A 24,643-nucleotide genomic window follows, 5' to 3' on the forward strand; every position below is an offset into this window, starting at 1 on the left:
GGAGACCAGCCGTGCGATATCACGCCAGCCACTCCATCGTCTGCGACACGCCTCCAGAACAGGTCTACGACGTGATCCGCCGCAGCCGGGACTGGCCGACGCTGCTTGAGCCGTGCCAGTCCGTCACCGTCCTGTCGGAAGAGCCCGACGGGGAGCACATCGAGATCTCCGCGCTCGTGGGTGGCGAACCGATGACCTGGCAGTCCCACCGCCGGTTCCACACCGACCTGTTCGGTGTGTCGGCCACCGTCGTCGTGCCCATGCCGCTGGTGAAGGCGATGTCCACCACGTGGCGGGTGATAGGAGTAAACGCCACCCAGTGCGTGCTGCTGCTGGAGCATGACTACGACCTGTGCGACGACATCGGCGGTCAGGTCGAGGGCGTGACGACCCGTGATCAGGCCGAGCGGTTCATCGGGGCGGCGATCGACGCGAACTCCCACACCGAGCTGGGCAACCTCCGTGGCGCGGCGCATCGGGCGGCGGCCGGGGCGGCCCAGGCGGATGGGGGAGACGCGATCGGGCTGGACGGCTTCATCCGTCATTCGGTCGTCCTGCGGGCTGATCCGGACACGGTGTACGGACTGATCCGCTCGACCGACTCCTGGCCCCGCCTGTTCGCCGCCTGCGTCGGCACCTCGGTGCTGGAGCATTCCGATGACCAGGAAACGGTCCGCGTCGAGGCGGAGCAGGACGGAAGGCCGGTCGCCTGGAACACCCGCCGCCGCTACGTCGACTCCGTGCGGCGGGTCGAGTACGACCTTCCGGTGCCGATGCCCTTCCTGGAGTCGATGCACGGGGTCTGGCGGGTCGTGCCGTTGGAGAACGGCCGCTGCCTGCTGACGGTGGACCGCCACTGGCGGCTGCTGGCCGACGTTCGCGGTATCCGTGACGGGATCAGCACCCGGTCCGAGGCCGCGGCGTTCGTCCGTGACTTCGTCGACGGGAACGCCGCCGCCGAGATGCTCGCGATCCGGGCCTTCGTCGAGGAGAACACCGAAGCGCTGCTGTCGTTGACCAGCCGCTACCGCCTGCCGCACAGCCCCCACCGGGTTTTCGCGCTGCTGGCCGACATCGGTGGCTGGCCGGCGATGCTGGATCATCTCGACTCCCTGGACGTGCTCTACGACGACGGCGCCCACCAGGAGTTCACGATGAAGGTACGAACCGCGCCGGGTACGGCAGGGTCGGCCGGTGAGCTGGAGAGCATCCGCAGCGTCCGGCACTGTGACGAGCGGACGCTGTCGATCACCTACTTCCAGCCACAGCCACCGCCGGGCATGCTCCGCCATGCGGGCCACTGGCAGGTCCGCGGCATCGCGGGCGGCAGCGAGGTGATCTCGCACCACCTCGTGGTCCTCGATCGCGACGGCTCCGCGGAGGTGTCCGGAACGGATGAGCTCCGGCGGCGGAAGACCCTGGTCGCCGACCTGTTGGAACGCAACAGCCGGGCGACGGTGGACGCCTGCGGGCGGGCTCTGGACCGCTCCGCCGGCCAGCCGTGAGCAGGGCCGCCCCGTCCGGCGGGACGGGCGCGCCCGAAGCCACGGCGGCGAACGGCTCGGGTGCCACGGCCGTGGCGCCTGGCCTCGGCGGCTCGCCGGACGTCCGGCGCACACGTCCGGCGCGGGTTCCCGCCGCCGTGCTGGAGGCGTGCGGGTACTTCCTTCCCCGCCTCATGTTTCTGCAGGCCCGGTACGCACCGCAGATCCACTGGGGTGATGTCGCGCTGGCACTCGACGGCTTCGGGCTCACCGAGATCGATCTGGGCTCGGCCGGGTTCTGGGACGAGTGGAGGGCCCGCTGGACCGCGCGGGCCGAGGTCTACGTGGCGGCGGCCGTGGCCTCGACCACTGCCGCCGGGCAGGCCCGCGCCTACCGGGGTGCAGCCGCCTGTTACCACTGGGCGGAGTTCATGGACTTCGGTGACCGGGCCCGCAAACTGGGCCTGCGCCGCCTGGTACGGACCTGCTTCGAACGCAGCCTGACCAGTCCCGATCCGGCGCAGGACGGCCTCGGCGGCCTCGGCGGCCTGGGCGACGACCTGGGTGGCGGCGTGCGCCGAGAGGCCAGGGCCCTCCCGGCGGGGAGCGTCTGCGCGCAACCGGTGCCGTACTGGCTCTACCTTCCACCGCGACGGGCGCGCGATGCCGATCGGCCGTTGGCCTGTGTCGTCCTGTCCAACGGGCTCGACTCGATGACGGAGGTCGAGATCCTCTCGCTGGCGGAGGCGTACCTCGACCGGGGGATCGCGGCTGTGCTGTTCGAGGGCCCGGGCCAGGGCCTGGACGCCGGCCAGACGCCCCTGCGCGTCGATATGGAGAGCGTCGTCGCGGCGCTGCTGGACGTGCTGCGTGCGGACAGCCGCCTCGCGGCCGATCGGATGGCCTTTCTCGGCGTCAGCTTCGGTGGTTATCTCGCGTTGCGGGTGGCTCGGACGCTCGGGCCGTCACTGCGATGCGTGGTCAACTTCTCCGGCGGCCCGCGTATCGCCCCGTTTGCGACCCTGCCGCGCCGGCTGCGCGACGACTTCCGTTACACCTTCGGCGGCGGCGAGCCGCTCGACGACGACGACATGCAGCACCGCTTCGATGCACTTGCGTTTCCGTCAGATCCCGCACCACATACCCGGGTGCTCAGCGTCCACGGCGCGCTTGACGACATCTTCCCACTCGCCGACCTGGTGGAGCTCGACCGGGCATGGGGTACCAGACACGAGTTGGTGACACACGAAAGCGAAGCACACGTGTGCCTGAATATGATCAACCTGTGTGGAATCGAGATAGCGGACTGGGTGGCACACCACCTGCGGCCCGATCCGCGCTGAGTCGGATACCCCGTGACATGTTCCGTTCCGGTGCCCTGCTCTGTCGGTGTGGTGCCCGTCCTGTACCGCTGCCCGGGAGGATCCGGTGAACGTGAGCCCACCGAGCCAGCCCCTGCCCGCGTCGCCGTCGGCACCTGCCGCCGCGGTCGCTACCAGGCTGTGGCACCGCTTCCGGATACCGGCGCGGCCGCCGTTCCGGTGGGACCATTCCCTCGATTTCGTCTGCGGGTTTCCAGCCACCCGAGGCGAGCAGGTCGCCGCCGGAGCGCACCTGGTGAAGGCCTGGCGTATCGACGGCTGTTTGCTCCTTACCAGGATCGGCCCGTCGCCGGCCGACGACGAGGGCCCAGACCCCGACTCTGGCGGGGGCCCGGGTGTGGGCAGTGACGGTCCCGGTGTCGAGGTGACCGTCGCCGCGCCGCATTCGCCATCCGAGCACGTTCTCGACGCGCTTACCGACCGGCTGCGTTTCTACCTCTCCCTGGATGACGACCTGACCGCCTTCGCGTCGGCCGCGTCGGCCGATCCTCCGTTCGCCCGGGTGGAACACCGTCTGCACGGTTATCACCAGGTCAAGTTCCCCTCGCCGTACGAGAACATCGTGTGGGCGATCCTTGCCCAGCGGACCCCCATCACCGCTGCCCGTGCCGTGAAGCTAAGGCTGATGCAGCACCTCAACCCGCCGTTGGCGGGCTTCGGGGCCGAGGTGACACCGTTCCCGAGTCCTGACCAGCTCGCCGAACTCCCGCTCGAGGTTCTCACCGGGATCCTGGGAAACAGCCGCAAGGCGGGGTACGTGTCCGGCTCGGTCCGGCGTCTCCTGGAGATCGAGGAGACGTTCCTGCGCACCGGCGACGTCGACGAGGTGGAGCGGTTCCTGCTGTCGCTGCCCGGAATCGGGCCTTGGTCAGCGACGTTCGTCATGATCAGAGGGCTGGGGCGGATGGAGCGCCTGCCCACGGACACCGAGCTGCTCAAGGCCGGCCGGCGGGTGTACGGCGCGGAGGTGTCCGCGTCGGATCTGGTTTCCCTGGCGGCGCCGTACGGCGCCCAGGCCGGCTACTGGGCGCACTACCTGAGGGCGGGCGGATGAGAGGGCTGGACGGGGCACCGGGCTCGGAGTGGGCTGAGTCGGAGTGGGCTGAGGCCGACATGCCTCCCCAGGCCGGCGCGGGCGAGATCGACCTGCAGGCACCGCCGGAGGGCGGGGTCCGGAAGTGGCTCGTGGCCGCGGCGACCGAAGCCGAGGTCGCGGCACTTCCGCGCGACCATCCGGCGCTGCTCGCGGTGCTGATCACGGGAGCGGGCAAGACCGCCGCCGCCGTCGCTGTCAGCGCGGCGCTGGCCCGGCTCGACGACCCGACGTCGATCGGCGTGATCAACGTCGGTACCGCGGGCGGGCTGGACGAAACCGGTGCCCGGCTGCGTTGGCCGAGCACGGCCTGGGCCTGGGATCTGGATGCCGCGAGCCTGAACGCGCTCGGCATTCCGGTGCGTGGCCAGCTCGCGCTGTCCGGTGGCGACGGATCGGTGATCGCCACCGGCGACCGTTTCGTCGCCGGTGGATCCCTGCGCACCGCCCTGCAGGCGCGGGCCGCGCTGGTGGACATGGAGTGCTACGCGGTCGCCGCGGCCTGCCATGCCTTCGGGACGCCGGTCCGTGCCGTCAAATGGGTCTCCGATGCCGCGGACGAGTCGGCGTCGGACGACTGGAGCGTCGCGGTGCCGCGCGGGGCCGCCGTTCTCGCCGAGGCCACCGTCGACTTCCTCGATCGTTTCCGCCCACACCCGGCCTGACTGGTCGGGATCGCCGGCATTCCCGCCGGTGACGGATATCCGACAGGAATGGGCTGCGTTGTGTTGTTCCGGTGGCGAGCCGGCCGGCCGCAGGCACCGCCAAACCAGTGGCAGGAGTCCGACAGACGGAGATTTTCCGCCATCCGGCTATTCGGTCCGATGGTCGCGGTTCAAGCCCGGGCCACCCCGTTGACCAGAGCATTCTTCGGAACGGTGCCCGGAGCAACGGCCAACACTCCGCGGTCCGCGGGACGATACATCTACCGCAGCCAAAGGCCGTCGCCCGCCGTTTGCGGCCACAACAACCTTCAAGATCCAGAATGCTGTGATCCAGGTCATGTTTGTCGAAAATTCAGCGCTGGCGCAAGGCTTACTCTGGCAATGCGGAGGGGTTAGGATCAACTTCGAGAGGGGGTGGGATCCTGAACCACGGGGCTGGGTATTATGGTCGGTTGGAGATCTCGGGGGAGGACCTTCTACATCGCTGTAGATGGTCGCCTGTCAGTATTCACGCGTCGCAGAGGATCGGTGCGGAGCGGTTTCCCGTTCTCGTTCGGCGCCAGCGCCAGACGACCTCGCCGGGTGCGACGCGCTCCACGCCCGGGCCATTACCTTCTCCGTCGGTCGGGGGTATTCCGCTGATTCCCCATGTCAGTTTCAGTCAGTCCCATATCTAGCGACACGAAGCCCGCGGCTCCGCCCGCACGCGTCGTGTCCGATTCGGACGGGGGCGATATGAAATTCAAGGTACTCGGCCGTGTCGAGATCGCGAACGGCACTGCCTCGACGGCGCTCGCCAGATCGAAGATCGGCCATATGCTCTCGTTGCTCCTGGCCATGAACAACGAGACCGTCAGCGTGGACATGCTGATCGACGAGCTGTGGGGGGAGCAGGTTCCCCGCAGCGCGCAGGCCACGCTGCAGACCTACGTCTATATGGCACGGAAGATGTTCACCGAGAGTCTGCGGGTCCCGAACGCCCAACGCCTGCTGGTTACCCAGCCACCCGGTTACATGCTCGCCGCCGACCAGGACGCTATCGACTCGGTCGTCTTCGAGCGCCTGGTCCGGGAAGGCAGCGAGAGCCTGGAGCGGGGTGACCCGGAATCGACCGTCGTCACGCTCACCGACGCGCTGAAGATGTCCCGCGGGTGCCCGTTCGCGGGCATGCCGACCGGGACGGCCCTCAAGGCGCACGTCACCTATCTTCAGGAACTCCGCCTGACCGCTCTCGGTCTTCGCATCGATGCCCGAGAACAGCTCGGGCGGCACCGGGACATCATTCCCGAGCTACGTTCCCTGGTGGCCGAGCACCCGCTCAACGAGGGATTCCACGCCCAGCTGATCAAGTCGCTGCTGCGCTGCGGTCGGCGGGCGGAGGCGCTGCAGGCCTACCAGCGCCTCTGGCAGATCCTGGACGCCGAGCTCGGACTCCAGCCGACGCCCGAGGTCCAACGGCTGCACCACGAGGTCCTCGGGTAGGTCGGGGCAGGCCGGCCCGGCCCGCCGGGGCCGGGCCCCGGCCCCGGTGCGGTGCGGCCCTGGTGCGGTGCGGCCCTGGTGCGGTGCGGCCCTGGTGCGGTGCGGCCCTGGTGCGGTGCGGCCCTGGTGCGGTGCGGCCCTGGTGCGGTGCGGCCCTGGTGCGGTGCGGCCCTGGCGGGCGACGTTCGGCGAACGCGCAGTGTTCTTTTCGGATCGTTCGGGCAGGCCGGGCACGCCGGCCGCAGCGATCACGCTGTCAGCGGCGCGCCCGATCCGCCCTCGGCGGTGCTCAGGCCAGGCAGGTCGGCAGACGTCCCCGGTTGTACGCCACCATCTCGGCGAAGACCGGCCCGACGTCCAGCGGCGGGGCGTCCGGTCCTCCGACCACCTCGGCGTACGCGCGGTGCAGGTTCCCGACCACCCGCTCCGGGTCGAGCAGGTGACCGAACTCGCCCGGCCCTGCCGCGCGGGCGGCACGGCTGATCGACCAGCCGGCCGCGACCCCGTCGGCGGCGATCTGTTGAATCCAGCGCAGGTACGCCACGTTCTCCGCGAAAACCTCCGGCCCGGCGACCGCTCCGTGCCCGCAGACGACAGTGGCCGGTTCGAGGGCACGCAGGCGTTCGATCGCCGTGAGCGATCCCGCTACCGAACCCATCAGCGTGAACGGCGTGCAGCCCGACAGGACGACGTCGCCGGTGAACAGGACCCGCTGTTCGGGCAGCCAGGCCACGATGTCGTTGCTGGTGTGCGCCGGCCCGACGTGGATCAGTTCGACGCGGTGCCGACCGACCGTCAGCGCGACCCGGTCGGCGAAGGTGAGCGTGGGGGCCGGCACCTGAAGGTCGCCCCAGTCGACGTCCGGCCACAGGCCGGTCAGGGCGAGACCTGTGCTGGCCAGCTCCTCGGCGGCCCGCTCGTGCGCGATGATCTCGGCCGCTGGTCCGAACACCTGGTTGCCGAACGTGTGATCGCCGTGGTGATGGGTGTTCACCACCGTTCGGCGCGGCCCCGCGCCGAACCCGTCGACGGTCTCCCGCAGCTGCCGGGCACGGTTCAGGGTGGCCAGCGTGTCGATGACGACGACCCCGTCGGGGCCGACGACCAGGCCGGCGTTGCTCACACACCACCCACCGGGCAGCTGGGTGTAGGCGTAGACGTCCTCGGCGACCTCGACCAGCTCTGATCTGGTCGAGGTCGCCGCTGTTGTCACGGCCGCGCCGCCACGGGGGCCGGGAGGTCGCCGGCCCCGGGTGCCCCGTTCACGAGGTCGAGCAGGTCACGTGGGGTCTGCATCTCGAAGATGTCGGCGTCGGGAATGCGCACACCGTACTCCTGGGCGATGCGTGCGGCCGCTTCCATCAGGGCCAGGGAGTCATACCCGAGTTCGGTGAACTCGGTGTCCGCCAGGTCGGTCGAGGCCACCTCGGCGATCGGTTCTCCGGCGACCGCCACCAGCAGGTGGCACAGCTCGTCAAGGGTCATGGCAGCCATGAACGTTCGTCCTCTCGTTGTCAGGGTGTTTCGCTGCCCGGTCGCGGGCTTCGACGGACGACGACGGCCGAGTTGAACCCCCACCGCCCGCGCCCCAGCACCAGTGCATGGGCCAGGTCGGCCGGTCTCGGAGCGTCGCGCACGAGATCGATCCGGTAGCTGTCGGGCACCCTGTCGGTGGCAGCGGTCGGAGGGATCAACCCGTCACGCATGGCCATCAGCGCGACGGCCACGTCGACCGGTCCGCCGCCCGAGTACAGCCGGCCCGTGACCGCCTTCGGCACGGTGACCGGGACGCCGCACGCCCCGAACAGCTCGGTGATCGTCTCGGCCTCGCTGCGGTCCAGCTCGGCGACGCCAGCGCCGTCGGCGAAGACCACGTCGACATCGGCCGGGCCGATACCCGCGTCCTCGAGCGCCAGCAGGGCCGCGCGGCCGAGCGCGGGCCGCCCACCCGACCAGGGCGGCGGGTCGAAGGTCGACCCGTAGCCGGCGATCTCGCCGTAGAGATTCTGGGCACCACGGGACGCAGCCGTGCCGGCGTCCTCCAGGACCAGAATCGCCCCGCCCTCGCCTGGGACATATCCGCGTGCGTCCGTGTCGAAAGGCAGATAGGCCCGATCCGGATCGGCGGCGGTACTCACCTGACCACCTGAAAGCTGGGCGGCCCATCCCCACGGATCGAGGGCCGAGTCGGCCCCGCCGGTGAGCATCATCGGCGTCCCGCGCCTGACGGCCCGGCAGGCATGGCCGATCGCGTCCAGCCCACCGGCCTGCTCGGCCACCAGCGCGCCGCTCGGGCCACGCAGCGTGTTGCGGATGGAGATCTGACCGGTGCTCACCGCGTAGAACCAGGCGAAGGACTCGTAGACGCTGACCGCGGCCGGGCCGGTCGTCCACAGCTTGCGGAACTCACGGTGCGTGAACTCGAACCCGCCGCAGGCGTTGGACGTGATCACACCGGTCTCGTAGTCGGTGTAGGTGCCCGGTTCGACCTTGGCGTCCCGCAGCGCCCAGTCCGCCGCGATCAGCACGAACCGGGTGGATATATCGGTCTGGACCAGCAGGCGGCTCGGCAGCAGCTCCGCCGGGTCCAACCCGGTGATCTGGCCCGCGAGCCGAGCCGGAAACCCGGATGTGTCGAACCGGGTCAGCTCGGATATGCCAGAACGGCGATCACAGACGCCCTCCCAGAACGGTTCGAGGCCGAGCCCGCCGGGCGCCAGTACCCCGATCCCGGTGACGACGACGGCGCTCATGCCGGGGCGCCCGTCGTACGACGCAGCACCATGGCGCTCTGGAAACCACCGAACCCGCTGCCCACCGTGAGTACGGCGTCCAGGCGCGCGTCGCGCGCGGTGATCGGAACATAGTCGAGGTCACATTCGGGATCACGTTCGTACAGGTTCGCGGTCGGTGGGATCACGCACCGGTCGATCGCCAGCGCGCAGGCGGCGATCTCGATCGAGCCGATCGCGCCGAGCGAGTGACCGACCATGGACTTGATCGAACTGACCGGGACCCGGTACGCGTCGTCTCCCAGGGCACGCTTGTAGGCCGCGGTCTCATGCCGGTCGTTCTGCCTCGTTCCGGAGCCGTGCGCGTTGATGTAGTCGATGTGCCCGGGGCCCACCCGAGCGTCGTCCATCGCCACCCGGATCGCCTCCGCCATCTCACGGCCGTCGGCCTTCAGACCGGTCATGTGATAGGCGTTGCAGCGCGAGGCGTATCCGGCCACCTCCGCGTAGACGCGGGCTCCACGCGCCCGGGCGTGCTCGTAGGATTCCAGCACCAGCACCGCGGCGCCCTCGGCGAGCACGAAGCCGTCCCTCGACCGGTCGAAAGGCCGCGACGCATGCTCGGGATCGTCGTTCCGTGGAGTGGTCGCCTTGATCGCGTCGAAGCAGGCGACGACGATCGGGGTGATCGGGGTGTCCGCCGCACCGGCCAGCGCCACGTCGGCCCGGCCCTCGCGAATCAGCTGACAGGCATGTCCCACGGCGTCGATGCCCGATGTGCAGCCGTTGGAGACCATCGCCACCGGCCCCTGCGCGCCGACGGTCCAGGCGACCTCCGCCGGCATCCGGCTCGGTATCAGGTAGTCGAACATGTGGGGCGACACCGCGTCGTTGTCCACCACCCAGTCGCGGCCGCCGTGAGAGACGGCGAGGTACTGCCGTTCCAGGCTGGTGGCGGCGGCGACGGCGCTGCCGATGCTGACGGCGATGGCGGCCGGATCCACGCGGTCGACGTCCAGACCGCTGTCGCTCACCGCCTCACGCGCGCACACCACGGCGAACTGCGCGGCCCGGTCCATGCGCTCCGTCTCCTGCGCCGTCAGCCCGTCCACCGCCGGATCGAACGACGCCTCGGCGGCGACCTGGGAGCGGAAGGGCGACGCGTCGAACATGGAGATCGTCCGGGTGGCCGTGCGCCCGGAGGCCAGCATTTCCCAGAATGCCTCGCGGTCACCGCCGCCCGGCGTCCGCACGCCAATTCCCGAGATAACGACCCGGCGGTTCACGTGCCCGCTCCACGGTCGCAGAAACCAGACCAGGGAACCATCGTCAACCTTTCCTTCAGGCCCGGCCGTCCAGGGTGCGAGCTGCCTCCCCGAAACTTCTCCGTCCGGTGCCACACGGTAGGTTGACGACTGGTTCTCGAACATCACTGAGCGCCCGGTCGCGCACGAATCAGACGATCTCCGCCGCATCTTTGAGTGGAGATTGAGTACGGCCCCAGGCAGCCCTGATAGGACGTCCTGAACACCTTTTCCCCGTACGTCCAGGTATCTCGCGTCGGATGGAGGCAGCATGTCGTCGACACCGGTCGACCTCACGGGCGACGAGGCGGCGCCGGGGAGCGCCGTCGGACCACCCCCGATATCGGAAGCGGACGCGGACGCCACACCTCCCGATCGCCAGGAGGCAGGTGCCGACGACCAGGTGGTGGGGCGACACGTATGGCTCGTCTCCGGCGTCGTCGTCGTCGGCGCGTTCATGACACAGCTCGACGGCGCCCTGGTGAACGTCGGACTGGCGACGGTGGCCCAGGACCTCGGCGCGAGCCTTTCGACCGCCCAGTGGATTGTCAGCGGGTATCTCCTGGCCCTGGTGATCGGCCTTCCGCTGTGCGGATGGGCCAGCCGGAGAATCGGGGCGGGGTCACTGTGGCTGTGGGTGCTCACCGGTTTCACCGTGACCTCGGCGCTTTGCGCGGCAGCACCGGACATCGGCTCCCTCGTCGCCGCGCGTGCGGCACAGGGGTTCGCCGGTGGTCTGCTCCTTCCCGCCGGTCAGACAATCATCGCCCAGGTCAGCGGCAAGAAGCTGATGGGCCGAGTGATGAGTACTGTCGGAATGGCGCTCGTGCTCGGTCCCGCGCTCGGACCGACAGTCGGCGGCCTGCTCATCGCGCATGCGTCCTGGCGGTGGCTGTTCCTGGTGAACATTCCGGTCGGCGTCGTGGGCCTGTGGCTCGGCCGCAGGCTCATCCCGCGCGGTGACCGGGCGCCGGGCTCGAACTTCGACCTCACCGGCTTCGCCCTGATCGGTATCGCCCTGCCCGCCCTCACCTTCGCGGTCAGCTGGTCCAGCGACCACCACGGACGGTCGCTGCCGCTGATCGCCATCCCCCTGCTGGTCGGAGTTGTGGCGCTCGGAGCGTTCGTCCGGCGTGGCCGGCGCGTCCAGACGCCGCTGCTGAACACCCGCCTGCTCACCGGGCGGGTGTTCGCCGCGGCCGCGGCGTCCAGCTTCCTCGCCGGAGTGATCCAGTTCGGCGCGCTGGTGATCTGGGCGCTCTACTTCCAGCTCGCGCGCGGGTATGACGTCGTCGAGACGGGCCTCGCGATGATCGGTTTCGCGGCAGGCGCCGCGGTGTTGCCGGTGGCCGGCCGGCTGACCGACCGGTTCGGCGGTGGCCCGGTGTCCCTCGCCGGCGGGTTGCTGACCACCGTGGCGTTCGTTCCGGTGGCGCTGCTCCCGGACGGCATCGACCTGATCGTCATCGAGGGCTGTCTGTTCGTACTGGGTGTCGGCAACGCACTGTCCGTCGTTCCGTCCTCCACCGCGGCGTACGTCGCGGTGGAACCGGCGCAGCTCCCGGATGCCGTCACGATGATCAACGTCTTTCTCCGGCTTGGTGGCGCGGTTGGTGCGGCCCTGCTGGTCACGGTGCTCAGCTGGGCCGCGGGCGCCGACGTCACGGCGGCAGGCAGCACGGGGAGCGCGACCTTCCACGCGCCGTTCTGGTGCCTGTGCGCGCTGTCGGGGCTGTTCGTCGCCTCGGCGAGCTGGCTGGTGGCATCCGCGGGGCGACCGGGCCGGCGGTGATCGGACGTTGATCAGACGGAGGTGATCCGGCGGACCGCCGCCGGCTTCGTTGTCCTCGGCACCGGGTCACCCGAGGGGGCGGAGCCGGCGGCGTCCTCGCGCGCACCAGCCGCCAGCCGCGAGCCGGGCGGTCGAAGTCCTGGGGCGAACACGATGAGCCCGAAATGTTCCCGTCGAGGCAGGCGTGACGGGCGTTACGGGCAACCGCGAAGAATCAGGCGGTTGCCCCGCCGTCGACGCTGATCACCTGGCCGGTGATCCATCTGGCGGCGTCACTCACCAGGAACGACACGACATCGGCGACGTCCTGAGGCTGGCCCGGGCGCCCGAGCGGCGACGGATGGGCCGGCGCTGCCCCGCCGCCGGCTGCCCCGCCGCCGGCCGGCACGGGGCCCGACGTCGGCAGGCCAGCCGACGTCGGGCCAGCCGGGTCCGCCGGACCGATGCGCAGCGAGTTGACGGTGATGCCGCGGGTGCCGAACTCCTTCGCGGCGACCTTCCCCAATGTCTCCCTTGCGGCCATACTCGCCGCGAAGGCCGCCGAACCCACTGTCGGAGCCGCCACCACGGTGGAGGTGAGGATGACGATTCTTCCCCACTCGGCGAGGCGGCTACTTGCCTCTCTCAGCAGGTGCACCGCGCCCCGTACGTTCGCGGCCAGGGTCTGGTCGAGGACGTCGGTCTCCAGCTCGGCCACCAGACGTGCCGTGCCGCCGGTGGGATTGCTGACGAGAAGGTCGACCCGCCCGTAGTCGGCGAGCACCTCGTCGAACAGGTCAGCGACCTGGTCGGCCCTCGTCAGGTCGACCTGGCGCGTGCTCGCCGAGCAGCCGGCGGCCGTCAGCTCCGCCACGAGATCGCGGGCCGCCGCCGCGGCGGGGGCGTGGTGGGCGACGACCACATGATGACCATCGGCGGCGAGCCGCTGGCAGATGGCCGCGCCAACACCGTGTGTGCCTCCGGTGACGACGGCCACGTTCCCGGTGAGCTCCACGCCCCACGACACCTTCCGTCAGGTCGGACTACCCGGCTTCGCGGTCGGTGCCGGCAGGCTGGATGTCGCCGGCGCGGCCCGCGGCATCCGACGTGGCTTCGACACCGAACTGGGCCAGCCGGCGCAGCTCCTCCATGAGCGGACCGGGGGCGTCGCCGAAGAAGGCCTCGTCGGCGTCCTCGACGACCTTGAACGCACGCAGCGCCAGGGCGGCTCCCGCATCGGTCACCACGATGACCTTCGCCCGGGTGTCCCGGGTGTCGGGACGCCGTTCGACGAGCCCGCGGCTTTCGAGGCGGCGAAGCACCTCGGAGGTCATCTTCACGTCCGTGGCGGCCTGCGCGGCGATCGTGACCTGGTTGGGCTGCTGGCCCTGCCGGTTGAGCCACCAGGCGCACGCCAGCAGCACGAACTGAACGTGGGTGAGCCCCAGCGGCCCGAGTGCGTCGGCCACGGAGCGCTGCCAGCGCAGAGTGGTCCGCCAGAGGAGAAAACCCGGGCTGTCGGCGGGGCCGCCAGCGAACCGGGTCACGGTGTGGGTGTGCCCTGGGGGACGCTCCCGGATGACGCGGCGGTGAAGAGGTCGGCCATGGCCTCCGGGAAGTCCTCGCTGATCTGCGGGCCCAGCTCCGGCCCGACGTCGTCGGATCCCGGGCCGCTGATCTCCAGGTGGTGCGTGACCTTCGTCCGGCCCGGCTCCAGCGGGATGAGCACGTGCCGGAACAACAGGGTCAGCTCGCCGAACTGGGTCTGGTCGGCATAGACCTTCGGCTCGTCAAGCTCGACGATCTTCGACCGGAACGTGTCCTGGCCGGCAGGGGTCACCGAGAGCTCCGTGCCGACGACGAACGGGCCGTGGAGCTCGAAGGTGTCACTGCGCTCGCTCAGTTTCACGCCCGAATGCAGGTCACGCAGCGCGGCCCAGACCGCCTCGGGGGCGGCATCCGCAACGGCGCTGTACTCGGTGGTCCACATGGCTGTCCCCTCGTCGATTGACTACGCACAGATTATCTGTGCGTAGATGGTCGAGACAAGGATTATGTCGTTCTGTCGAGGCTGAGCGTGTCGGCACCGGCTACTACGACGCCTCCGGCGCTGCCACGGGCGGCTACCGTCGCGATCTGCTCGCGCTCGCGCTGCGGCGCACCCCCGGCGAGACCGCACGGATTCGCCTTCCCGAGGTCGCGGCGCCCGGCGAGGCGGTGGGCCGCGGCGACCCCGGCGCCGGGCTCGGGCAGCTGCTGCTGGGCCCCGGCTGCGGCGACAATGCGGGCGCCGCCCTGGGCCTGGGCCTGCGGCTCGGTGAATGCCTGCTCTCGCTCGGCACCTCAGGTGTGGTCGCGGCGGTGTCGCGGGTCGGTACCCGGGACGGTGGCCGGCCAGGTTTCCAACGGTCGTCGCGAATCCCGACGTCTACGAGGCCATCCACCGCGGCCTGGTCGTCCCACTCGACCCGGACAACCTGCGCACCCGCCGCGCCTATCGTCACCGTCGAGGCCGCGGCCGGACCCGCGGCGGAGCCCTCAGGCAGCTGACCAACCTTCGCTCGATCCACGACCGGCCCGCCATCGTCGAATCCCGCGTGCTTATCGACGTGCCACCGCCACCCGGTTGCGGCCGCGGTGCTTGGCCTTGTAGAGCGCGGCGTCGGCGACCTCGAAGAACGCATTGAGATCGCCGTCCACGGGGGGAACGGCCGCCGCGACGCCGATGCTCACGGTGACGATTCCCCTGTCGACCAGCGGGTGCGGTTCGGCCAGCTCCTCGACCGCCGAACGGCTCCGATGAGCGAGCCGGGCGGCCGCTCCCAGGCCTGTCCTTGGCATGACTATGGCGAACTCCTCGCCGCCGTAGCGAGCGACCAGATGAGTGTCACGGATGTTCTTGGCGAGGCATGCGGCGACCTTTTTGAGACACTGGTCGCCCGCGCTGTGGCCAAAATGGTCGTTGTAAAGCTTGAAATAGTCGATGTCGACTATCGTGAGCGCGATAGGCGTAGAATGGCGTCCCGCGCGGTTCCATTCCACATCGAGGACCTCGCTGAGACGCCGGCGGTTGGCCAGCCCGGTCAGCGGATCAGTCGTCGACAGCTGTAGCAGCCGGCGGTTCACGACGGAGAGCTGCTGGGTTCGTTCGGCGACCTTGCGTTCCAGCGACGCATAGACCTGGGCGTTGTCGAGTGAGACAGCCAGCTGTCCGGCGACCAGCATGATTCCTTCCAGGCGTTCAATAGTAAACGCGCTACGGATCATTCGGTTCTCGAGGAGAAGCATCGCGCCCTGCGTGCCGCGTATTGTGATGGGCAGGGCAAGCAGGGAGCAACGGTCGAGGTCGGCGAAGTACAGATCGCGGCGAAACCGCTCGTCGTGGGTCGCGTCGTCGATAGCAAGGGGTTGGTGGGTGCGATCGACATACCAGATGACCGAAGCCGGCAGCATGCGCCGCCGACCGGCTTCGTCGAGAGAGATGGTGTCGCCGTCGCCTACCGGCACGGACCAGCCAGCTTCATTTTGCTCATGTAGCAACAGGTGTACGCTGGTGGCGCCGGTCATTTCCGACAGGATTCCCGCGACCCTTGCTCGTAGACCGTCGATGGTGGTCTCGGAGCCGAGCGCCTGGGACGCGGCCGCGATACCGAACAGGTCAATGGTCCGGGTCGTGGCGGCGGGCTTGCACCCGGCGGGCTCCGCCAGTCGGCGCGCATCTGGCTCCATGGCCGTGAACTCGATGCCCTGCACCGGGTGAACCCAGTCGAGCTGGCTGACCTTCGCCGTCGCGCCCCAGGCCAGATACTGACGGCGGGCAGCCGCGAGCGGAGCGTTTCCAGCCTCCAGCATGCCGTGGGAGAGGTAGAACCGGGCGGTGCGTTCGAGGATCAGCGCTCGGTGCCATGGACGATCCCGCGTGGACGCCTCGCGCTGCGCGACGTCGAACATGTACGCCGCCTTGTGGAAATCACCGACAGCCCAGGCCTGTTCCGCCTCCACCAGACGCAGCAGATGGAGGAAGTTGACCGGCGCGTCGGCCGCACGCGCGGACAACCATGCGACCAACTCGTCCAGCTCAGCCAGTGAGGCTTCACGCTGACTCGTTTCGGTGGCTCGTGCCTGCGCCGCGAGCGACATGGCCCGCAGCAGTCGTGCCGTCGTCGTCACATACATCGGCTCGATCACCGGCAGTAGCCGCATCGACGCCGCGGTGTGCCGGGCCAGCCTGGCCGGATGATCGAAGATCGCCGCGGCGAGGGCCAAGGCGATGTGCAGATGGGCGCGGGCGATCGGATTGGCCGCGAGTCTGCTCAGGGCGGACACCTCGTCGGCTTCCGATTCGACGGTCTCGCCACGCAGAATCCTGATCAGCTGGCGGCACGGCTGGACGTTCTCCACAAGATGCGCATTACCGGTGCCTGCCCCGGCCGCGAGCGCTGCGTCGACCTCGGGGGCAAGGGCGTCAAGAGTTGGTGCACAGTCCAGCAGATTGTGCACCAACATGTAGCGTGTATACGACGCATTCTGCAGGTCACCACTGCGGACAAGCACCTCCAGCGCCCGACGGGCCCCCGAAATATTCTCCTCGAGGGAATCGAACCAGTGCCCGACACCAGCCGCGTAAAGGTATTGAGCACGACCGATCTCAAGATCATAACCGAGTGACCTGCTCACCGAGAGGAGCCGCTGCACCACACGGTACCCGGTGCGATAGTCGCCGCGGCTGCCGATAGTCCACGAGGCGCCGGCGGCCGGGCCGAGAAAGGTGGCATGCGGGCCGTTCTGCACCCACATCTCCAGTACCTTCACGGTCAGCCAGCCCAGCATCGGCTGATCGCAGAAGTAGGCCGCGGGCAGGAGCCGGTCGATGATCCTGCAGGCGTCGAGTCGGGATTGGTCGATGCCGCCCGCCAACCGAAGATCATCCGACTCGTCGGTCCGATCGATCCACTGGCGGACCTCCTTCAGCCCACGGTCGATGTCCGAGTCCAGATGATCCCGGTCCGGGAAGGCGAAACCCAGGTGCCTCAGCTGGTCGAGGCCAAGCCGCATCGCCTCCCGAGCCAGGCCCCGGTTGGTCAGGCTGACAACCTGCGCCTCGACAGCCGCGGTCCGTTGAGTCGGGTGCGTACAAAGCCGACAGACGCTTTCGTAGGCCTCATCGGCCTCTTCCAGCAGGCCAAGCCGGTGAAGGGCGGCGTGCCGCTCGGTGCCGACCGCGATCAGCTGGTCGGTGTCAGCCGGATCGATGAGCGGCATCGCCGCGGTCAGGAACCGCTCTTCCAGCGGGTAGTTGCTGAGTATCCGGGCCTGGCCGGCGGCCCGCCGGAAGAGCGCCGCCATGAGCTGCCGTTCCTGCGTGGCGTGAACCGCGTCGGCAACCAGTAGATACTGCTCCGCGGCGACAGCGAAGTACTCGTCCCGTTCGGACAGACACCGGGCCAGGCGCAGCCGAACAGCGCGCCGTTCGGTCGCTGTGATTTTGTCCAGGAGAGACTTCTGCGTCCGGTCGTGGTGGAACCGGATCGTCGACCGGTCGTCGTGCTCCCGCACAAGCAAGGCGGCCGCGTAGGCGGGCGCCAGCCGTCGCTCGACCTCCGGTGCCGCGAGCCCGGTCGCCGTGGCCAGGAGATCCAGCTCCGCTCGCCCCGCCAGGCAGGCCATCGCCATCAGCACTTCTCGCGTGTCCGAAGGCAACGATGCCACCCGCGCGGCCAGCAGCTTCTTGATGTCCAGGCCGGCCAGCCGGCAACGCAGTGCGGCCCGATCCACGTGCCAACGGCTCTCACCGGGAGCGATCAGACCCTCGTGACGCAGCGCGTTGAACAGTTCCACGGTGTCGTACGGACTGCCCTCGGTGATGGACTCGATCATCCGTGCCAACTCACCGGCCGACTGAGGGGCGATGTGCAGGATGTCAGCGACCAGGCTGGTCTGCCCCGCGGGCACGAGGTTACCCAACCGCTGGTGGTGAGGTCCGGTCGGCTGGCGACTCCAGCGGTCGAGCATCGGCGTCAGTGGGTGAGCGATATCGACGTCGCTGTCCCGGTAGGCGCCGACCAGGAGCAATCCCTCGGTCTGCTCCTCACTGCCGAGGATCAGGTCGATGAAACCCAGCGGTGTCCGTCCAGCCCACTGCAGGTCGTCGACGACGAATACCAGCGGCCTTCGCCAGGACGTAATGGTGCGAAGTAGTGCGACTGAAGCGTGCTGTAGTCGTACCCGGGCCGTCATCGGGTCGCCCGGCTCGGGAGCGACCTTCAACAGCGCGGCGAGCTCCGGAAGGGCGGCGGCGACGAGTTCGGCGTTGGGCCCCAACGCATCCAGAAGCTGGTCCCTGACCTTGGCCAGCCGGCCTTCTGGCTCGGCCAGCAACAACCGACCCAGCGCACGGAACGCCTGCCGGACCCCGTCATACTCCTCGTCTCGGCGAAACTGGTCGAACTTGCCGGCGACGAACCAGCCGTTGCGACCGGCCACCATCGGCCGGAGCTCGTTGACCAGGGATGTCTTGCCCACTCCCGCCGCGCCGCTGACGAGGAGGCCGCGGCAGCGGCCCGCCATCGCCTCCGCGAACGCCGCGCCCAGGTCCCGGATCTCCTCGTCCCGCCCGGCCAGCCGGGACGGTGCAAGGGGTCGCAGCGGCGAGTCGTGTGCGCCGGGATCACTCACCCGCGCGCCGCGGCGGAGCAGGACGAGATCACGCACCAGTCCATCAGCGGTCTGGTAGCGATCGTCCGGCTCCTTCTTCAACAAATGCATGATGATCGCCGAGAGCTCTGCCGGCAGTAGCGGGTTCACCGCGGCGGGTGGCACCGGAATCCTCATCAGGTGGTCCTGGATGATCCGTGCCGGGTCGCTCGAACCGAACGGCGGTGCGCCGGTTGCCAGCTCGTACAAGGTGGCCCCGAGCGCGTACAGGTCGGCCCGCTGGTCGACCAGGCGCGCGGTCCGGCCAGTCTGCTCCGGCGCCAGATACGGCACCGTTCCCACGATCTCCCTGTGATGGGGGAATCCCGGCCGTAGATCGGCGATGCTGGTGGCCAGCGCGAAATCGACCAGATACGGGATGTTTCGGTTCCCGCCCACCACGATGTTCGCGGGATTGATGTTCTGGTGCGCCACGCCCCGGCGGTGCATCCCCGCTACCGCCCGCGAAAGCGATTCAGCCAGCTCGACCAGTGTCACCGGAGCCAACGGCGTGGCGAGCTCGCACAGAGCGATACCTCCGACATCGGCCAGCAGGATCGATCCCGGGCAGGACGGACTGCCATCCGCCAGCTGTGCCACACCATCAACACCGGACAACCGCTTCAGAATCTCGGTCTCATGACGTAGCCGCCATTCCGCGCCAGGTCCCAGCGGTTCCTTCCGGATCAGGCTCCCGGTCGCGGACATAATGCGGGTAACCCGAGTCCGTTCTGTCTCATGCAGCACGTCCACCCGCACCGCGGTTGGCAGATGTCGACTCGGTTCCGTCCCCTCCGATCCATCCACACCCCCGCACCTCACGCTCTGTCTCGACCCACGTTCAGCTCATCTATCCAGTCTGCCGCTGGTCAGAACGACGGCAACACTGCTGTCTCATTGGACGATGTTTACGGTGGTTCCGGCGACCTGGTGATCAAATAGCGGGATTTCAGGGGGCGTTGATGTCCGAACGGGAGTGTCCGACGTTCATCGGACACTCCCGTTCGTGTCCGGGCAACTGCCACGCGCGGCGGCCTGCCCGTTGCGCCCCTCGTCCTTCCGGGTTATCGGGTCGGGATCGCCACGATCACGCTCGTGCCGGTGTGCTGCACCGTCGGCTGTACCTGCGGTCCGGGCGCGGACTGGCGCAAGCCGACGAAGTAGGTGACAACGCCCTCGAAGTCGCCACCCGACCGCACCTGGACAACATTGGTGGTCACGCGGATCGGGAACAGGTTGCGCGGAGCCGTAGCCCTGCCCTGCTCGTCATGGGCCGCCGCATTATGGAAGACCACCTTGACGAAGGACCGGCCCCGCACGGCGACGGGAAGGCCGGAGCCGTCCTGTATCAGGTCCGAGATCGGCACGTACCGGGCGGTGACCTCGGCGGGGGCTGCCGGCTGGAAGTGGAACCGGACGAGGTCCGCGCGGGCACTGGCCGCATGTGCCGCGCTGATGCCCGTCAGGACCGGCGTGACCGGCGTGACGGGTGCGGCCGGAGACGCCGGTGTGACCGGAGTTACCGTTGGCCCTCCGGCTCGTGCCGGAACCGCCATGAACAGCAGGCCCAGGACCAGTGGGACTATCGCACCAGAAATCCCGTGCGCCTTCCTCATGATGCACCACCCATTCCTTTTTCCCGGAGCAGGGAGTCCGGCGTGCGGACGTGCTGATTGGATTCCGGGCCGCCCGGCTGATCCTGATCGCCGCGAGAAGGCCGCTGGCGACAAGGCCGGTCGGATCGGACGAAGTCGGCGTCAGCTCGCCGGTCGGAAGTCGGATGGATGGTGAGTGGTGATGGATGTCGACATGGGCCCACCCCCATTCGTTGTCGGCCAGACATGTGCGATCGTCGGGTGGCCGCCACCATGCGCATCGCTCCGGATACCCCGGAGTCGAGCGTCCACAAACATGCCCTTCGAGGAGAGGCTCGTGGGATGGCGAAGGAACGGCGTGCTTCGACGCTCCAGTCTCGACGGTTACCGACCGGGCATTCGCAGCTCGATCCGAGCCAGCAGCATCTCGGTGTCCACCGGTTTGGCGACGAAGTCGGTCGCACCCGCGGCGAGACATTTCTCCCGGTCGCTTTGCATCGCTTTCGCGGTGACGGCGATGATCGGCAGATCCGCGAAGCGCGGCATCTCCCGGATGGCGCTCATGGTCGCGTAGCCATCCATCTCGGGCATCATCACGTCCATCAGGATCAGGTCGACGTCGGTGTTGCCGAGCAACATCTCGATGCCTTCCCGGCCGTTCGAGGCGTGCAGCACGGTGAGTCCGTAAACCTCGAGCACGCTCGAGATCGCGAACACGTTCCGGACGTCGTCGTCGACCACGAGGATCTTCCGCTCGCGCAGCTGGGGGCGGGCGGGCGGTTCGGTCACGCCGTCGCGCTCGACGGCCGCCGCGTCGTTGGCGAGCAGCGGCGGCAGGTCATCAGGCCGGTCGGCGGACAGGTGAAGAGTGATGCGCTCCCGCACCTCGTCCAGCGATGGAAGCAGCTCCAGGCGCAGGGTCCGGTACCGAGCCTGCGCCAGCCGCTCGTGCGCGTCGTGCATCTTCTGGGTGGGGTGGGCGAGGACGGGGACGTCCCGCAGGTCCGCGTTCTCCTGAACCCGCTGCAGGAATGCGAATGCCGAGGCGTCAGGCAGCGTCAGGTCGAGCACCACGCAGCGGTACGGCGTCGCTTCCAGGACTCGGATGGCGTCGTCCGGCGTGGTGACCGTGGCGACCTGGATGGGGCCGTGGGTGTCGGCGAGGTCCGCCGATGCCCGCTGCGCGATCAGGCCTAGCAGTCCGTTGGATTCGGGTTCGAGGATCAGCAGGCGACGGTCCGGCGGCGCCTCGCCGGACGACGACAGCGCCGGCTGGCTGATCCGAGCGGGGTGAGCAGGCTGGGCGACGACCTCGTACTGCAGCGCCCCGGACCGCGCCGGCAGGGACGGAACCGGCTCGGATGCAGTTCCAGGCAGCGGCAGGTCGTCCAATGGCAGGTAGAGGGTGAAGGTGCTGCCGCGCCCGAACTCGCTTTCCACGCGGATGTCGCCGCCGAGCAGCGCCGCGACCTCACGGGAGATGGACAGGCCGAGCCCGGTGCCGCCGTACTTGCGGCTGGTGGTTCCGTCGCCCTGCTGGAAAGCGCCGAAGATCCGCTTGAGGTTCTCGTCGGAGATGCCCACGCCGGTGTCGACGACGGCGAACGCGATCTTCGAGGTGCCGCCGCCGTCAGGTTCGAGCGGGTGACGGGTGTGGATGCGTAGCGCCACCTGGCCGTCCTCGGTGAACTTGACGGCGTTCGAGAGGAGGTTGCGCAGCACCTGCTCGAGCCGTTGCTCGTCGGTGAACAGCCGGGTTGGCACGTCCGGCGCGACCTCGACGGCGAAGTCCAGGCCCTTCTCGGCGGTCAGCGGTCGGAACGTCGCCTGCAGGTCGTCGACCAGCTTGCCGAGGTCGGACCACTCCCGGTGGACGTCCATCTTGCCGGCCTCGACCTTGGACAGATCCAGGATGTCGTTGATGAGCTGCAGCAGGTCCGAGCCGGCCGAATGAATGACGTTGGCGAACTCGACCTGCTTGGGTGTGAGGTTGCGTGTCGGGTTCTGCGCCAGCAACCGCGCGAGCACCAGCAGGCTGTTCAGCGGAGTCCGCAGTTCGTGGGACATGTTGGCCAGGAACTCGGACTTGTACTTGGAGGCCAGCGCCAGCTGCTGGGCCCGCTCCTCGATCTCCTGCCGGGCCTGCTCGATCTCGATGTTCTTGAGCTCGATGTCCCGGTTCTGACGTTCCAGCAGCGCCGCCTTCTCCTCGAGGTCGGCGTTGGACCGCTGCAGCTCCTCCTGCCGGACCTGCAGCTCGCTGGACCGGGCCTGCAGCTCGCCGGCCAGTCGCTGCGACTCGACGAGCAGCGCGTCGGTCCGCGAGTTGGCGATGATCGTGTTGACGATGACGCCGATGGTTTCCATCAGCTGGTTCAGAAAGTCGCGGTGCACCTCGGTGAACGGTGCGAACGAGGCGAGTTCGATGACGCCGAGCACCCGGTCCTCGAACAGGATCGGGAACACGATCAGGTTGACCGGTCTGGCCTGGCCCAGGCTGGAGGAGATCCGGACGTAGTCGGCCGGCGTCTCGGCGACCAGGATCTGCTTCTTCGTCCTCGCCGCCTGACCTACCAGCGACTCGCCGACCTTGAAGGTCACCGGCACGGCCGCGCTCCCGGCGTAGCCGTAGCTGGCGATGAGCCGCAGCATCGCGTCGCCGTCGGTGACGTCGGTGAGGAAGAACGTGCCGTGCTGGGCGTCGACCAACGGCGTGAGTTCGTCCATGACCAGCTCGGCGACCGTGGCGAGGTCGCGGTGTCCCTGCATCAGGCCGGAGACCCGGGCCAGGTTGGTCTTGAGCCAGTCCTGTTCCTGGTTGGCCCGGGTGGTCTCCCGCAGCGACTTCACCATCGCGTTGATGTTGTCCTTGAGCTCGGCGACCTCACCCTTCGCCTCGACCGTGATGGATCGGGTCAGGTCGCCGGTGGCCACCGCGCTGGTGACCTCGGCGATCGCGCGCACCTGGCGGGTCAGGTTGCCGGCGAGCTCGTTGACGTTCTCGGTGAGCCGTTTCCATGTTCCGGACACGCCCTCGACCTCGGCCTGGCCGCCCAGGGCGCCGTCGGTGCCGACCTCCCGGGCGACCCGGGTGACCTCGGCGGCGAACGACGAGAGCTGGTCGACCATGGTGTTGATCGTCGTCTTGAGCTCGAGGATCTCGCCCCGGGCGTCCACGTCGATCTTCTTCGACAGGTCGCCCTGAGCGACGGCCGTGGTCACCTGGGCGATGTTGCGGACCTGGCTGGTCAGGTTGTTCGCCATCGAGTTGACGTTGTCGGTGAGGTCCTTCCAGGTGCCCGACACGCCCATTACGTCGGCCTGGCCGCCGAGCATCCCCTCGGTGCCGACCTCACGCGCCACCCTGGTGACCTCGGCCGCGAACGACGACAACTGGTCAACCATCGTGTTGATGGTCTGCGCGAGCGCCGCGACCTCGCCCTTCGCCTCGACCGTGATCTTCTGTGACAGGTCGCCGCGGGCGACCGCCGTGGCCACCTGCGCGATCGAGCGGACCTGGGCCGTCAGGTTGGACGCCATCACGTTGACGTTGTCCGTCAGGTCCTTCCAGGTGCCCGACACGCCGCGGACGTTGGCCTGGCCGCCGAGGTTGCCCTGGGTGCCGACCTCGCGTGCCACCCGGGTCACCTCGTCGGCGAACGCGGACAGCTGGTCGACCATCGTGTTGATGGTCTCCTTGAGTTCCAGGATCTCGCCGCGGGCGTCGACCCTGATCTTCTGCGACAGGTCGCCCTTGGCCACCGCCGTCGTCACCTGCGCGATCGAACGGACCTGGTCGGTCAGGTTCGCCGCCATCACGTTCACCGACTCGGTGAGGCCCTTCCACGTACCCGCGACACCCTTGATGTCGGCCTGACCACCGAGCCGGCCCTCGGTGCCGACCTCGCGTGCTACCCGGGTGACCTCGTCGGCGAACGACGACAGCTGCCCGACCATCGTGTTGATCGTGCTCTTGAGCTCGAGAATCTCGCCCTGGGCCGGCACGGTGATCTTCTGGGTCAGGTCACCGCGGGCCACCGCCGTGGCTACCTGCGCGATGTCGCGGACCTGGCCGGTGAGATTGCCCGCCATCGCGTTGACCGAGTCGGTGAGGTCCTTCCAGGTGCCCGACACGCCGGGAACCACGGCCTGGCCACCGAGCTTGCCCTCGGTACCGACCTCCCGGGCGACCCGGGTGACCTCGGAGGTGACCAGCGCCAGCTGGTCCGCCATACCGTTGAACACGGTGGCGATCTCGTCCAGCAGCGCGTCGCCGCTCTGTGGCAGTCTGGTGCCGAAGTCACCGCCACGCACCGCCGACAGGCCGGCGAGCAGACGTCGAAGAGCGGCGTCGTCGAGTGCTCGGTCAAACGCCTCAGCCTCAGTCACACGAGCTCCAGATGTCGGCCCATGCAACCGGGCATCGGTCAATTTTAGGTTCA

General features: G+C 68.9%; 17 protein-coding genes. 7 read left to right on the plus strand and 10 right to left on the minus strand.

Annotated elements, in window-relative coordinates; genetic code table 11:
• The first annotated feature begins 11 nt into the window (after positions 1 to 11).
• The 5 genes from ACG83_RS12895 to ACG83_RS12915 all read left to right on the plus strand — a co-directional run bounded on the left by ACG83_RS12895 (position 12) and on the right by ACG83_RS12915 (position 6,106).
• On the plus strand, positions 12 to 1,505 hold the full coding sequence (locus ACG83_RS12895) for an SRPBCC family protein (RefSeq protein ID WP_083473177.1): 1,494 nt from the start codon (positions 12 to 14) through the stop codon (positions 1,503 to 1,505).
• Complete coding sequence (locus ACG83_RS12900; protein WP_054566341.1) at positions 1,502 to 2,827, plus strand: S9 family peptidase; 1,326 nt, start codon at positions 1,502 to 1,504, stop codon at positions 2,825 to 2,827. Before ACG83_RS12895 ends, ACG83_RS12900 begins: the two co-directional genes overlap by 4 nt.
• A gap of 91 nt (positions 2,828 to 2,918) precedes the next feature.
• Complete coding sequence (locus ACG83_RS12905; protein WP_161934749.1) at positions 2,919 to 3,920, plus strand: DNA-3-methyladenine glycosylase; 1,002 nt, start codon at positions 2,919 to 2,921, stop codon at positions 3,918 to 3,920.
• Between the two features lie 59 nt (positions 3,921 to 3,979).
• Positions 3,980 to 4,624: a nucleosidase gene (locus ACG83_RS12910; protein ID WP_054566343.1), complete on the plus strand. Its 645-nt coding sequence runs from the start codon at positions 3,980 to 3,982 to the stop codon at positions 4,622 to 4,624.
• Positions 4,625 to 5,359: 735 nt separating this feature from the next.
• Entirely contained in the window at positions 5,360 to 6,106 is a 747-nt protein-coding gene (locus ACG83_RS12915) for an AfsR/SARP family transcriptional regulator (protein ID WP_054566344.1), read from the plus strand.
• Between the two features lie 289 nt (positions 6,107 to 6,395).
• Here ACG83_RS12915 and ACG83_RS12920 read toward each other — a convergent pair whose 3' ends face one another.
• Genes ACG83_RS12920 through ACG83_RS12935 form a run of 4 tightly spaced genes read right to left on the minus strand, consistent with a single transcriptional unit; the run spans position 6,396 to position 10,124 of the window.
• Entirely contained in the window at positions 6,396 to 7,319 is a 924-nt protein-coding gene (locus ACG83_RS12920; RefSeq protein WP_054566345.1) for an MBL fold metallo-hydrolase, read from the minus strand.
• Positions 7,316 to 7,600 carry an acyl carrier protein gene (locus ACG83_RS12925; RefSeq protein ID WP_054566346.1) on the minus strand — a complete coding sequence of 95 codons (285 nt, stop codon included), beginning with the start codon at positions 7,598 to 7,600 and terminating at the stop codon, positions 7,316 to 7,318. Before ACG83_RS12925 ends, ACG83_RS12920 begins: the two co-directional genes overlap by 4 nt.
• 20 nt (positions 7,601 to 7,620) lie before the next feature.
• Positions 7,621 to 8,859 carry a ketosynthase chain-length factor gene (locus tag ACG83_RS12930; protein WP_054566347.1) on the minus strand — a complete coding sequence of 413 codons (1,239 nt, stop codon included), beginning with the start codon at positions 8,857 to 8,859 and terminating at the stop codon, positions 7,621 to 7,623.
• Positions 8,856 to 10,124 carry a beta-ketoacyl synthase gene (locus tag ACG83_RS12935; RefSeq protein ID WP_054566348.1) on the minus strand — a complete coding sequence of 423 codons (1,269 nt, stop codon included), beginning with the start codon at positions 10,122 to 10,124 and terminating at the stop codon, positions 8,856 to 8,858. The genes ACG83_RS12930 and ACG83_RS12935 overlap by 4 nt, the downstream gene beginning before the upstream one ends.
• A 289-nt stretch (positions 10,125 to 10,413) precedes the next feature.
• On the opposite strand from ACG83_RS12935, the gene ACG83_RS12940 reads away from it, so the two are divergent.
• Complete coding sequence (locus ACG83_RS12940) at positions 10,414 to 11,934, plus strand: DHA2 family efflux MFS transporter permease subunit (protein WP_083473178.1); 1,521 nt, start codon at positions 10,414 to 10,416, stop codon at positions 11,932 to 11,934.
• Positions 11,935 to 12,148: 214 nt separating this feature from the next.
• On the opposite strand, the gene ACG83_RS12945 is transcribed toward ACG83_RS12940, so the two are convergent.
• From ACG83_RS12945 to ACG83_RS12955, 3 genes are read right to left on the minus strand one after another with little or no spacing between them, the layout of a single operon-like run.
• Complete coding sequence (locus ACG83_RS12945) at positions 12,149 to 12,928, minus strand: SDR family oxidoreductase (RefSeq protein WP_054566349.1); 780 nt, start codon at positions 12,926 to 12,928, stop codon at positions 12,149 to 12,151.
• A 28-nt stretch (positions 12,929 to 12,956) separates the two neighbouring features.
• Positions 12,957 to 13,460 carry a MarR family winged helix-turn-helix transcriptional regulator gene (locus ACG83_RS12950; RefSeq protein WP_054566350.1) on the minus strand — a complete coding sequence of 168 codons (504 nt, stop codon included), beginning with the start codon at positions 13,458 to 13,460 and terminating at the stop codon, positions 12,957 to 12,959.
• Entirely contained in the window at positions 13,457 to 13,903 is a 447-nt protein-coding gene (locus tag ACG83_RS12955; protein WP_054566351.1) for an SRPBCC family protein, read from the minus strand. Before ACG83_RS12955 ends, ACG83_RS12950 begins: the two co-directional genes overlap by 4 nt.
• A 38-nt stretch (positions 13,904 to 13,941) precedes the next feature.
• Here ACG83_RS12955 and ACG83_RS46625 point away from each other — a divergent pair, with 38 nt between their 5' ends.
• Positions 13,942 to 14,463, plus strand: a complete 522-nt coding sequence (locus ACG83_RS46625) for a hypothetical protein (protein ID WP_235497855.1) — start codon at positions 13,942 to 13,944, stop codon at positions 14,461 to 14,463.
• A 51-nt stretch (positions 14,464 to 14,514) separates the two neighbouring features.
• Here ACG83_RS46625 and ACG83_RS12965 read toward each other — a convergent pair whose 3' ends face one another.
• The 3 genes from ACG83_RS12965 to ACG83_RS12975 form a co-directional block, all read right to left on the minus strand.
• Positions 14,515 to 19,314, minus strand: a complete 4,800-nt coding sequence (locus ACG83_RS12965; protein WP_083473180.1) for a diguanylate cyclase — start codon at positions 19,312 to 19,314, stop codon at positions 14,515 to 14,517.
• Between the two features lie 356 nt (positions 19,315 to 19,670).
• Positions 19,671 to 20,222, minus strand: a complete 552-nt coding sequence (locus tag ACG83_RS12970) for a hypothetical protein (protein WP_054566354.1) — start codon at positions 20,220 to 20,222, stop codon at positions 19,671 to 19,673.
• Positions 20,223 to 20,585: 363 nt separating this feature from the next.
• Positions 20,586 to 24,590: a HAMP domain-containing protein gene (locus ACG83_RS12975; protein ID WP_063793045.1), complete on the minus strand. Its 4,005-nt coding sequence runs from the start codon at positions 24,588 to 24,590 to the stop codon at positions 20,586 to 20,588.
• Positions 24,591 to 24,643: the final 53 nt, after the last annotated feature.

It is taken from the genome of Frankia sp. R43 (assembly GCF_001306465.1).
Taxonomy (GTDB): domain Bacteria; phylum Actinomycetota; class Actinomycetes; order Frankiales; family Frankiaceae; genus Parafrankia; species Parafrankia irregularis.